11 protein-coding genes and 1 rRNA gene are annotated in these 11,358 nt (G+C 52.1%); 8 read left to right on the top strand and 4 right to left on the bottom strand.

The features are described 5' to 3' along the window. Positions 1-14 precede the first annotated feature (14 nt). Positions 15-130 (top strand): 5S ribosomal RNA (gene rrf / locus ABLV66_RS24700). A 301-nt stretch (positions 131-431) separates the two neighbouring features. Here rrf and mobB read toward each other — a convergent pair. Together mobB and mobA are read right to left on the bottom strand one after the other, a co-directional pair. Continuing rightward, entirely contained in the window at positions 432-941 is a 510-nt protein-coding gene (gene mobB / locus ABLV66_RS24695) for a molybdopterin-guanine dinucleotide biosynthesis protein MobB (protein WP_348876290.1), read from the bottom strand. Then, positions 938-1,519, bottom strand: coding sequence for a molybdenum cofactor guanylyltransferase MobA (gene mobA / locus ABLV66_RS24690; protein WP_348876289.1), 582 nt, complete (start codon positions 1,517-1,519; stop codon positions 938-940). Before mobA ends, mobB begins: the two co-directional genes overlap by 4 nt. 71 nt (positions 1,520-1,590) lie before the next feature. On the opposite strand from mobA, the gene ABLV66_RS24685 reads away from it, so the two are divergent. The 3 genes from ABLV66_RS24685 to dsbA all read left to right on the top strand — a co-directional run bounded on the left by ABLV66_RS24685 (position 1,591) and on the right by dsbA (position 3,572). Continuing rightward, positions 1,591-1,860: a YihD family protein gene (locus tag ABLV66_RS24685; RefSeq protein ID WP_015368982.1), complete on the top strand. Its 270-nt coding sequence runs from the start codon at positions 1,591-1,593 to the stop codon at positions 1,858-1,860. A gap of 75 nt (positions 1,861-1,935) precedes the next feature. Continuing rightward, positions 1,936-2,922 (top strand): serine/threonine protein kinase, encoded by a 987-nt coding sequence (locus ABLV66_RS24680; RefSeq protein WP_045395243.1) that lies wholly within the window; start codon positions 1,936-1,938, stop codon positions 2,920-2,922. Positions 2,923-2,948: 26 nt separating this feature from the next. Further along, on the top strand, positions 2,949-3,572 hold the full coding sequence (gene dsbA, locus ABLV66_RS24675) for a thiol:disulfide interchange protein DsbA (RefSeq protein WP_045395245.1): 624 nt from the start codon (positions 2,949-2,951) through the stop codon (positions 3,570-3,572). A 44-nt stretch (positions 3,573-3,616) separates the two neighbouring features. On the opposite strand, the gene yihG is transcribed toward dsbA, so the two are convergent. Beyond that, positions 3,617-4,519: a 1-acylglycerol-3-phosphate O-acyltransferase, YihG family gene (gene yihG, locus ABLV66_RS24670; protein ID WP_348876287.1), complete on the bottom strand. Its 903-nt coding sequence runs from the start codon at positions 4,517-4,519 to the stop codon at positions 3,617-3,619. Positions 4,520-4,915: 396 nt separating this feature from the next. On the opposite strand from yihG, the gene polA reads away from it, so the two are divergent. Together polA and spfP are read left to right on the top strand one after the other, a co-directional pair. Beyond that, on the top strand, positions 4,916-7,696 hold the full coding sequence (polA, locus tag ABLV66_RS24665; protein ID WP_045395250.1) for a DNA polymerase I: 2,781 nt from the start codon (positions 4,916-4,918) through the stop codon (positions 7,694-7,696). Between the two features lie 165 nt (positions 7,697-7,861). Next, entirely contained in the window at positions 7,862-7,909 is a 48-nt protein-coding gene (gene spfP / locus ABLV66_RS24660) for a small protein SpfP (RefSeq protein ID WP_071892919.1), read from the top strand. Positions 7,910-8,043: 134 nt separating this feature from the next. Here spfP and yihA read toward each other — a convergent pair whose 3' ends face one another. After that, a complete protein-coding gene (gene yihA / locus ABLV66_RS24655; RefSeq protein WP_315712063.1) occupies positions 8,044-8,676 on the bottom strand; it encodes a ribosome biogenesis GTP-binding protein YihA/YsxC in 633 nt (210 codons plus the stop codon). A gap of 581 nt (positions 8,677-9,257) precedes the next feature. Between yihA and yihI the strand changes: the two genes are divergently transcribed. Together yihI and hemN are read left to right on the top strand one after the other, a co-directional pair. Then, positions 9,258-9,764, top strand: coding sequence for a Der GTPase-activating protein YihI (gene yihI, locus ABLV66_RS24650; protein WP_045395254.1), 507 nt, complete (start codon positions 9,258-9,260; stop codon positions 9,762-9,764). A 188-nt stretch (positions 9,765-9,952) separates the two neighbouring features. Then, positions 9,953-11,326 carry an oxygen-independent coproporphyrinogen III oxidase gene (gene hemN / locus ABLV66_RS24645; RefSeq protein WP_049061662.1) on the top strand — a complete coding sequence of 458 codons (1,374 nt, stop codon included), beginning with the start codon at positions 9,953-9,955 and terminating at the stop codon, positions 11,324-11,326. Positions 11,327-11,358: the final 32 nt, after the last annotated feature.

Below are 11,358 nucleotides of genomic sequence, written 5' to 3'. Positions count from 1 at the left end.
TAAAACAGAATTTGCCTGGCGGCGATAGCGCGGTGGTCCCACCTGACCCCATGCCGAACTCAGAAGTGAAACGCCGTAGCGCCGATGGTAGTGTGGGGTCTCCCCATGTGAGAGTAGGGAACTGCCAGGCATCAAATAAAACGAAAGGCTCAGTCGGAAGACTGGGCCTTTCGTTTTATCTGTTGTTTGTCGGTGAGCGCTCTCCGGAGTAGGACAAATCCGCCGGGAGCGGATTTGAACGTTGCGCAGCAACGGCCCGGAGGGTGGCGGGCAGGACGCCCGCCATAAACTGCCAGGCATCAAATAAGAAGAACCCCGTACCGGAAGGTGCGGGGTTTTTTGCTGTGTGGCGTATAGCTCCCCCGGTGGCGCTGCGCTTACCGCTCCTTCCCCGGGCTACACCGCCTCCGGGAAAACATCCTATCTCTAAACTACGATTGCTTTTCTAACCAACTCGCAATAAACGTCGCGATCTGTGGGATATTATTTAAATCCAACAGCGGAAGTGACGTCGCGATGGGCACATCGCTGGCCACGGCGATCGTATGTTCATCAACCACCAACTCTTCTACACGATGTCCGCTGTTTTGCCGGAAAAGAAGGATCTTCGGCACAGGTTCATGCTTAAAGCCCTCCACCAAAACAAAATCCAACTTGTTCGAATCCATTCTACTTACCAGCCATTGAAGGTCTAATTCAGCCTCATCTGGGGTTTCTGTCATCAGCGCCCAGCGCTGCTTACTGGCGACAATGGTTTGTGAAGCGCCAGCTTTACGCAACTCATAACTATCCTTGCCCGGCTTATCGACATCCATATCGTGATGAGTGTGTTTAATCAGCCCCGGGCGTAACCCTTTGGCGCAGAGTTCAGGAATAAGACGCTTTAATAATGTTGTTTTCCCGGTACCGCTCCATGCGGCGATCGCCAGTAAGGGGATCATGATGGCTCCTGCATTTGCTGCAACTCATCCAACGTATTCACATTGATGAATGCTGATTTCACATCGCTGAAATTCACCGGGCGCCCACCCACCTGGCGCATAAAGACCATCACCCGGCGTTCTCCATGAGCAAGATAAGTCTCCAGTTCCGGGATGATTTGACGATGAACTAATGCAACGGCGGGATGATCGCGCTCGCCATCGTGTGCCCAAACCACCGATGACGAGGCTTTCTGTTGTAAAAAACGCTCGACCAGAAAAGAGGGGATGAACGGCGTGTCGCAGGGGCAAAAAACAAACCAGGGGCTATCTACCTGCTGCATAACGGCAAGCATTCCGGCCAGTGGACCTGGGTAATCATTCTGCGTATCGCGATATACCGGATATCCGCTGGCATGCCAGCGCTCAAGATGACGGTTAGCGCTAATCACTAACCTTGCTACCTGCGGCTCTAATGTATCCGCAACGTGACGCCAGAGAGGACGACCATTCAGCAGCTGCAATCCCTTATCAACACCGCCCATGCGCGTAGCTCTTCCACCCGCCAGCACGACGCCGGTTATTGCCTCGCTTTGCATATTAATATCGCCTCTTTCATTGTGGGATTGACCCTGTTAACTTGTCCCTATCAAGAGTAAGGAGCATGACTATGAAATGTAAACGCCTGAATGAAGTAATTGAGCTTCTCCAGCCTGCCTGGCAAAAAGAACCTGAACTGAACCTGATGCAATTCTTGCAGAAACTGGCGGCTGAAGCAGGTTACAAAGGTGAACTGGCCGATCTTTCTGATGATATTCTGATTTATCACCTGAAGATGCGTGATTCATCGAAAGAGGCCGTCATCCCGGGTATACAGAAAGATTATGAAGAGGATTTCAAAACCGCACTACTACGCGCGCGCGGTGTTATTAAAGAGTAAAAGGTTGTAAGTGCTGCCGCGAAACCGGCTACGAGATGATATCCTGAAGCATTCGTACGATTATCGGATGTCAGGATGCACGATAAGGCTTTTACTTTTCAGACGCTTCACCCGGATACCATCATTGATGGATTATTCGATCTGGGAATGCGGGTCGACTCCGGTCTGACTCCGCTTAATAGCTATGAGAACCGTGTTTACCAGTTTCAGGACGAAGATCGCCGCCGCTACGTGGTGAAGTTCTATCGTCCTGAACGCTGGTCTGCAGAACAGATCCTCGAAGAACACCAGTTTGCGCTTCAGCTCGTAGAGGATGAAGTGCCCGTTGCCGCGCCGCTCTTATTTAACGACAGCACGCTACATCAACATCAGGGATTCTTCTTTGCCGTCTTCCCAAGCCTCGGCGGCCGCCAGTTCGAAGCAGATAATCTTGACCAAATAGAATGGGTCGGGCGCTATCTTGGCCGCCTGCACCAGACCGGTCGTAAGCAGCGTTTTAATGCGCGTCCGGAAATTGGCGTACAAGAATATCTGTTGGAACCACGCCAGGTATTTGAACAGGCGACGCTTATTCCATCTGGCCTGAAGGCTGATTTCCTGGGTGCGGCTGATAAACTCATCGATGCCGTCAGGTCGCAGTGGCACGGGCGTGCGGATACGCTTCGTCTGCATGGCGACTGCCACGCCGGCAATATCCTGTGGCGCGATGGGCCGCTGTTTGTTGATTTAGATGATGCCCGCACCGGCCCGGCAGTACAGGATCTCTGGATGCTGCTGAATGGCGATAAAGCCGAACAGCGCATGCAGCTGGAGACCATCATTGAGGCCTATGAAGAATTCAGTCCCTTCAACACGGACGAAATCGCTCTCATCGAACCTTTACGCGCCATGCGTTTAGTTTATTATCTGGCGTGGCTGCTCAGGCGTTGGGACGATCCTGCTTTCCCTATAAATTTCCCATGGTTAACCGGGGAAGATTATTGGCGCGGGCAGACTGCAACATTTCTTGAGCAGGTGAAGGTTCTGCAGGAACCCCCTCTTCAGTTAACGCCAATGTATTAATGTGATATATCAGGAGAGAAATAATCATGAAAAAAATTTGGCTGGCGCTGGCTGGTATGATTCTGGCTTTCAGTGCATCCGCTGCCCAGATCACCGACGGCAAGCAGTACACCACCCTTGATAAGCCGGTTGCAGGCGAACCTCAGGTCCTTGAGTTCTTCTCATTCTACTGCCCGCACTGCTATCAGTTTGAAGAAGTGCTGCACGTTTCCGACAACGTACGTCAGAAACTGCCGGAAGGCACCAAAATGACCAAGTATCACGTTGAATTCCTGGGCCCGTTGGGTAAAGACCTGACCCAGGCATGGGCTGTGGCGATCGCGCTGGGCGTTGAAGATAAAATTACCGCGCCGATGTTTGAAGCGGTACAGAAAACTCAAACCGTTCAGTCCACTGCCGACATCCGTAAAGTCTTCGTTGATGCGGGCGTTAAAGGTGAAGATTACGACGCGGCATGGAACAGCTTTGTGGTGAAGTCTCTGGTCGCACAGCAAGAGAAAGCCGCAGCCGATTTACAGCTGCAGGGCGTTCCGGCGATGTTTGTTAATGGTAAATACCAGCTGAACCCGCAGGGTATGGATACCAGCAACATGGACGCGTTTGTTTCTCAGTACGCAGATACTGTGAAACAACTGGTTGAAAAGAAATAAAAAAAATGCCGGTCACTGACCGGCTTTTTTTATCGACTAAATAGTTACGACTTTTCGTTACCCTGCATAATGTCAGTGAGCTGACGATCTTTTTCTTCCCAAAGCCCATTCAGCCAGCGCTGGAAACCACGCTTAAAGTTTTTATCATTGACGTAATCACCGTGTAATTCCTCGCCAATCGGCACCAGATTAATACGTACCACGATACGCGTCAGGCGACCGCTTAACATATCGTAAAACGGCCTGGTATTATTGTCCGGATAGCACAGCGTAACGTTCAGTAGCTTATCGAACTGTGCGCCGAGGACGTTTAACGCCATTGCTATGCCCGCAGCTTTAGGCGGCAGCAGGTTGTGGTAAGGCGAGCGCGTCTCGCGCTTCTTTTCTACGGTAAACCTTGAGCCTTCGACGAAATTGACGATGGTAGTCGGATGAGAACGGAATTTTTCACATGAGCGGCGAGTCGTTTCGACGTCTTTACCGCGGCGTTCCGGGTGGCGAAGTAAGTAGCCGCGCGAATAACGGCGCATAAAAGGCATATCAAGCGCCCAGCAGGCCAGGCCGATAAATGGTACCCAGGCCAACTGCTGCTTGAGGAAATACTTGTTCATTGGGATATGTTTGCGAAACAGGACGCAAAGTACCACGATATCCGCCCAGCTGTGATGATTGCTGATAAGCAGATACCAGTTCTTTTTATTCAGCCCTTCCAGCCCCTGAACATCCCATTTCAACCATGGGTTGAGATGCAGCAGCAGCGCCAGTCCTTCGCACCAGCAATACATCATGAAATTGCAAAAAACAGAAATAGAACGCCAAACCGCCGGGATAGGTACCAGCAGTTTAATCAGCCCGGCGATGATAATCGGCACGGAACAGATAATGGTGACTAAGATGGTAAGGGCGATACTCAGCGGGAGTGTTATCGCAGCGAGTAATCTCGACATAGTTAGTTTATTCAGAAAGTTAGGCCGGCAAAGAACGTTCTTAAACCGCGCAAGGGGCTGATTTTACCAGAAAACGCGGCAAATAACGGGTCTTACCAGAACAGAAAAAAACGCGAATCTTATATCCACATGGAACATTGAGTCATCATGAAGCATATATAGTCTTGGGTGCATGATTAATGCATTGATATATAATGATTTATAAGATTCTTTGTTACATGGTTTAGGCTTTTTTGGCTGAGGCGATAAAACTATGCACAAAGTTATCCACAGATAATATTGTGCAGCGATTCACCTCTGCGATGAATCTTTTCGGCTAAATGCGGGAAAAATTCAGGATTTCATGCCCGTCTGTGGCATCCTTTACCCATAATCTGATAAACAGGCACGGAAATTATGGTTCAGATCCCAGAAAACCCTCTCATCCTCGTCGACGGCTCCTCTTATCTATACCGGGCTTACCACGCCTTCCCGCCGCTAACCAATAGCGCAGGGGAGCCTACCGGCGCAATGTACGGCGTGCTGAATATGCTGCGTAGCCTGATCCTGCAGTATCAGCCGACGCATGCCGTCGTGGTATTTGATGCCAAAGGGAAAACCTTCCGTGACGAATTGTTTGAGCACTACAAATCACATCGTCCGCCGATGCCGGACGATCTACGCGCGCAGATCGAACCTCTGCACAAGATGGTGAAGGCGATGGGGCTGCCGCTGATGGCGGTGCCTGGCGTTGAAGCGGATGACGTTATCGGCACGCTGGCTCGCGAAGCGGAAAAAGTGGGCCGTCCGGTACTGATCAGCACCGGCGATAAAGATATGGCTCAGCTGGTGACGCCGGGCATTACCTTAATCAACACCATGACCAACACTATTCTCGGCCCGGAAGAGGTCGTGAATAAGTACGGCGTACCGCCGGAACTGATTATTGATTTCCTGGCGCTGATGGGCGACTCCTCAGATAACATACCTGGCGTCCCGGGCGTTGGGGAAAAAACGGCGCAGGCGCTACTGCAGGGATTGGGCGGTCTGGATGCGCTCTATGCGGAACCAGAAAAAATCGCCGGGCTGACCTTCCGCGGCGCGAAAACAATGGCGGCGAAGCTGGAGCAGAACAAAGAGGTGGCCTACCTCTCTTATCAACTCGCCACAATAAAAACCGATGTGGAGCTGGATCTCGGCTGCGAAGAGCTGTTAGTTGCGCAGCCAGCGGCAGATGAGCTGCTGGCGTTGTTTAAGCAATATGAATTCAAACGTTGGATCACCGATGTCGAATCCGGCAAATGGCTACAGGGGAAAGGCGCTAAACCAGCGGCGAAACCAGCTGAAGCTGCGGTGATTGTGGAAGAAGAGGTCGCCGCGACGCTCTCTGCCGAGCACTATGTGACGATCCTGGATGAAGCGACGCTGGTTGAATGGATTGCCAAACTGAAGAAAGCGCCGCTATTCGCTTTTGATACCGAAACGGATAGCCTCGATAACATTTCCGCCAATATGGTTGGTCTGTCATTCGCGATTGAGCCTGGAGTCGCGGCTTATGTGCCGGTGGCCCATGATTATCTCGACGCGCCGGATCAGATCCCACGTGAACGCGTGCTGGAGCTGCTCAAGCCGCTGCTGGAAGATGACAAGGTGCTAAAAGTAGGGCAAAACCTGAAGTACGATCGCGGCATCCTGGCCAACTACGACATTGAACTGCGTGGTATTGCTTTCGACACCATGCTGGAATCCTACACCCTCGACAGCGTCGCGGGTCGACATGATATGGATAGCCTGTCCGATCGCTGGTTGAAACACAAAACCATCACCTTTGAAGAGATTGCCGGTAAGGGAAAAAATCAGCTTACCTTCAATCAGATCGCCCTGGAAGAGGCCGGTCGTTACGCCGCGGAGGATGCTGACGTGACGCTGCAACTGCATCTGAAGATGTGGCCGCAGCTGCAGCAGCATGAAGGCCCGCTGAATATCTTTAAAAATATCGAGATGCCGCTGGTGCCGGTGCTGTCGCGGGTTGAGCGCAACGGCGTGAAGATCGATCCGGCGGTGCTACATGCGCATTCGCAGGAGATCGCGAAGCGTCTGGTTGAGCTGGAACAACGCGCCCATGAGATTGCCGGTGAGGAGTTCAACCTCTCTTCTACCAAACAGTTACAAACCATCCTGTTTGAAAAGCAGGGCATCAAGCCGCTGAAGAAAACGCCAGGCGGCGCGCCGTCGACTTCTGAAGAGGTGCTGGAGGAACTGGCGCTGGATTATCCGCTGCCGAAGGTGATCCTCGAGTATCGCGGGCTGGCGAAGCTGAAATCGACTTATACCGATAAGCTGCCGCTGATGATTAACCCAAAAACCGGCCGTGTTCATACCTCGTATCATCAGGCGGTAACGGCGACCGGGCGGCTCTCTTCGACCGATCCTAACCTGCAGAACATTCCGGTGCGTAATGACGAAGGTCGCCGCATTCGTCAGGCGTTTATTGCGCCTGAGGATTACCTGATTGTGTCTGCCGACTATTCGCAGATTGAGCTGCGCATCATGGCGCACCTGTCGCGCGATGAAGGGCTGCTGAAGGCTTTTGCGGAAGGTAAGGATATTCACCGCGCCACCGCGGCAGAGGTGTTTGGCCTACCGCTGGAAAGCGTCAGTAATGAACAGCGCCGTAGCGCGAAGGCGATTAACTTCGGCCTGATTTACGGCATGAGCGCATTTGGGCTGGCGCGTCAGCTGAATATTCCGCGTAAAGAAGCGCAGAAGTATATGGACCTCTATTTCGAGCGCTATCCGGGCGTACTGGACTATATGGAACGTACCCGCGCGCAGGCGAAAGAGCAGGGCTATGTCGAAACGCTGGAAGGGCGCCGTCTGTACCTGCCGGATATCAAATCCAGCAATGGCGCCCGCCGCGCGGGCGCGGAACGAGCGGCTATCAACGCTCCGATGCAGGGAACGGCGGCGGATATTATTAAGCGGGCGATGATTGCCGTTGATGACTGGCTGCTGAGCGAAAAACCGCGCGTGCGGATGATCATGCAGGTGCACGATGAACTGGTGTTTGAAGTGCACAAAGACGATCTGGACAGCGTATCGAAGAAGGTGCATGAGTTAATGGAAAACAGTACCACCCTGGCCGTGCCGTTATTAGTGGAAGTCGGTAGCGGCGAAAACTGGGATCAAGCGCACTAAGTGGGCAATCTGTAAGGCTCTTTTTTGTAAGTAAGCAACATAACTTATAGATTTTTGTGATGGTCATTTGAATTTGTTATGTAAATAGTGAAAAAAAACTACAAAAAGTGCTTTATCCATAACCGAAAGAAGAGTAAAGTTATTCGCGTAGGGTACAGAGGTAAGATGTTCTATCTTTCAGACCTTTTACTTCACGTAATCGGATTTGGCTGAATATTTTAGCCGCCCCGGTCATTTATGACCGGGGCGTTTTTTATTGCGCGAAAGAAAAGTTTTACGTGCTGACAACAGCGCAAAATGAACGTCCGGATAGGGCGCTGGGCGCCATTATCCGGAAAAAGCGGGGGTTACTCTGCGTCTTCGGTGGCTTCTTGCGGCGGGATTTCGTTAAACCAGCTATCCAGCTTCTGACGCAACTTATCCACGCCAGATTTTTTCAGCGAAGAGAAAGGTTCAACCTGGATATCGCCATTGAAGGCCAGTACCGCTTCACGCACCATATTGACCTGCGCTTTACGCGCGCCGCTGGCGAGCTTATCGGCTTTGGTTAGCAGCACCAGCACCTGAATATCGCTTTCTACCGCCCACTCGATCATCTGCTGATCGAGATCTTTCAGCGGATGACGAATATCCATCAATACCACCAGGCCTTTCAGGCACAGACGTTTTTCAAGATACTCACCCAGCGCTTTCTGCCATTTGATTTTCATCTCTTCCGGCACCTGCGCGTAGCCATAACCCGGCAAGTCGACCAGGCGTTTACCTTCCGCAACCTCAAACAGGTTGATAAGCTGGGTACGACCCGGCGTTTTTGACGTACGCGCCAGGCTTTTCTGGTTAGTCAGCGTATTAAGGGCGCTGGATTTGCCCGCATTTGAGCGGCCAGCGAATGCCACTTCGATTCCGGTATCGGATGGAAGATGGCGGATATCAGGCGCGCTCGTAACAAAATGCGTCTGTTGATAATTCCAGTTGGTCAAGACTGTCGTCTCCGTAAAATCAGGCTATGGCGGGGATTATACCTGAAAGGCAGAAAAAGGCTGTTTTTACCGCACGCCGTTACTGTAAGTAAAAACCATACGCTTTGTGAGACATTGCCCATAAGGACTATACGAAATTTGTGAGAAAAACCTGACGTCAAATTCATAGATCACCGTTAAATCATGCTGTTACAGGAAACTCCACATCCTTAAGCTATCTTTTCATCCTACAGGTGGTTGTCGATTTCCGGCAAAACGGTAAAGTAGTGGGCAAAGGCGAGGAAGCCAGAGGATTACGACTCAGGACGAGGGGTCAGGAGCGCCAGGAGGCGAAGACCAGGATTGTCAGGATGACAAACGTCTGGAGACGTTTTAAAAGGGAAAGGGATAGAACAAGGACCGTTGGAAGCTAAGGGAAAGACAGGGTAAGTCGATAGCTGACATGGAAAGTGGAAACCCGTTAAGGGTTGTGAGTGCGGAAAAAGGCGACAGATTAATCTGTCGCCTTTTTTCTTTGCTTGCTTTCTGCTAGATTCCGCCTCAATTCTATACTGAAGAAAACTGTCTGAAGATCACACATCATGAAAAAACCGGCATCCGCATCGCGCGGTAAAGCACGTGGTAAGTCGCGTGAAGAGTTGAACCAGGAAGCACGCGACCGTAAACGTCAGAAAAAACACCGCGGCCATGCCGCAGGCAGCCGCGCCAGCGGCGGCGATGCTGCTTCAGCAAGCAAAGGTCGCAGCCAGCAGCAGGACCCACGTATTGGCAGCAAAAAACCGATCCCGCTGGGCGTGACTGAAAGCACCCCGGCCGTTAAGCAGCACAAACCGAAGAGCGAGAAACCTATGCTTTCACCGCAGGCTGAGCTGGATTTGCTGGAGAATGATGAGCGCCTGGACGCGCTGCTGGAACGTCTGGAAGAGGGCGGTACCCTGAATGCTGAAGAGCAGGCCTGGGTCGATGCCAAACTGGATCGTATTGACGCGCTGATGCAGCAGCTTGGCCTCTCCTATGATGACGACGAGGACGAGGAAGAAGAAGAGCGTCAGGAAGATATGATGCGTCTGCTGAAGGGTGGAAACTAACGTTTGCATCCCATCGGATTCCCGGTCCTGCTTATAACCCTTCTGGTTATATGTTATCTGCTGTGGTTATTCGTTAAACTAAGACGGTTGTCGCGGCGTCAAAAATGGCTGCGCAACCGGCTCATGACCCGAGGTGCGGTTGGGCCGGCACGACGTACCCGTCGGCGGCATCATCGGAAGGAGTGAGCATGTCTGAGCAGTTAATCGACTGGGATCTGGCCCTTATCCAGAAATATAACTATTCCGGGCCGCGATATACCTCGTATCCCACCGCGCTGGAGTTTTCTCCGGCGTTCGGCGCTGCTGATTTTGCCGCCGCCGTCGCCCGCTACCCGCAGCGCCCGCTGTCGCTGTACGTCCATATCCCGTTCTGCCATAAGCTCTGCTATTTCTGCGGCTGTAATAAGATTGTCACCCGTCAGCAGCATAAGGCCGATCAGTATCTTGATGTCCTTGAGCAGGAAATTATTCACCGCGCGCCGCTTTTTGCCGGCCGTCAGGTTAGCCAGCTGCACTGGGGCGGCGGTACGCCAACCTATCTCAACAAAGCGCAAATCAGCCGCTTGATGAATCTGCTGCGCGACCACTTTAACTTCAACGCCGATGCGGAAATCTCAATTGAGGTCGATCCGCGTGAAATCGAACTGGATGTACTGGATCATTTACGATCCGCAGGGTTCAACCGTCTGAGCATGGGGGTGCAGGATTTCAATAAAGAAGTACAGCGCCTGGTGAACCGTGAACAAGATGAAGAATTCATCTTTGCGCTGCTGCGTCATGCGCGTGAGATTGGCTTCACATCGACCAACATCGATTTGATTTACGGTCTGCCGAAGCAAACGCCGGAAAGCTTTGCCTTCACGCTGCAGAAAGTGGCTGAACTCAACCCGGACCGTCTGAGCGTCTTTAACTACGCGCATCTGCCAACGTTATTCGCTGCGCAGCGCAAAATTAAAGACGCGGATTTACCGAGCGCAGAGCAGAAACTGGATATCCTGCAGGAAACCATCGCTTCGCTTACCGACGCTGGCTATCAGTTTATCGGCATGGACCACTTTGCCCGGCCGGACGATGAACTGGCGATTGCCCAGCGCGAAGGCGTGCTGCACCGCAACTTCCAGGGATACACCACCCAGGGCGATACCGATCTGCTCGGAATGGGCGTGTCGGCGATCAGTATGATTGGCGACTGCTACGCGCAGAACCAGAAAGAGCTGAAACAGTATTACCAACAGGTCGATGAAAGCGGTACCGCGCTGTGGCGGGGTATTGCGTTAACCCGCGATGATTGTATCCGCCGGGATGTCATTAAGGCCCTGATTTGCAACTTCCGTCTTGAGTTCGCGGCGGTTGAAGCGCAGTGGGATCTTATCTTCAACGATTACTTTGCCGAAGATATGAAATTGCTGGCGCCGCTGGCGAAAGACGGGCTGGTGGATGTGGATGAAAAAGGAATACAGGTCACGGCAAAAGGCCGTCTGTTGATTCGTAACATCTGTATGTGCTTCGATGCCTATCTGCGGCAGAAAGCGCGCCTGCAGCAGTTCTCTCGCGTTATTTAAGCGAATCCCGGTGAGCCAGCTCACCGGGCGTT

This window comes from Klebsiella sp. CN_Kp073, assembly GCF_040065495.2.
Taxonomy (GTDB): Bacteria; Pseudomonadota; Gammaproteobacteria; order Enterobacterales; family Enterobacteriaceae; genus Klebsiella; species Klebsiella aerogenes.
Note: the sequence above shows the minus strand (reverse complement) of the source record. Positions and strands in the feature narration are given on the sequence as shown.

What these genes read in the sequence shown, in the direction of transcription:
- mobB (WP_348876290.1), bottom strand. Translation starts at nt 941, where the DNA reads ATGATCCCCTTACTGGCGATCGCCGCATGGAGCGGTACCGGGAAAACA.
- mobA (WP_348876289.1), bottom strand. Translation starts at nt 1,519, where the DNA reads ATGCAAAGCGAGGCAATAACCGGCGTCGTGCTGGCGGGTGGAAGAGCT.
- ABLV66_RS24685 (WP_015368982.1), top strand. Translation starts at nt 1,591, where the DNA reads ATGAAATGTAAACGCCTGAATGAAGTAATTGAGCTTCTCCAGCCTGCC.
- ABLV66_RS24680 (WP_045395243.1), top strand. Translation starts at nt 1,936, where the DNA reads ATGCACGATAAGGCTTTTACTTTTCAGACGCTTCACCCGGATACCATC.
- dsbA (WP_045395245.1), top strand. Translation starts at nt 2,949, where the DNA reads ATGAAAAAAATTTGGCTGGCGCTGGCTGGTATGATTCTGGCTTTCAGT.
- yihG (WP_348876287.1), bottom strand. Translation starts at nt 4,519, where the DNA reads ATGTCGAGATTACTCGCTGCGATAACACTCCCGCTGAGTATCGCCCTT.
- polA (WP_045395250.1), top strand. Translation starts at nt 4,916, where the DNA reads ATGGTTCAGATCCCAGAAAACCCTCTCATCCTCGTCGACGGCTCCTCT.
- yihI (WP_045395254.1), top strand. Translation starts at nt 9,258, where the DNA reads ATGAAAAAACCGGCATCCGCATCGCGCGGTAAAGCACGTGGTAAGTCG.
- hemN (WP_049061662.1), top strand. Translation starts at nt 9,953, where the DNA reads ATGTCTGAGCAGTTAATCGACTGGGATCTGGCCCTTATCCAGAAATAT.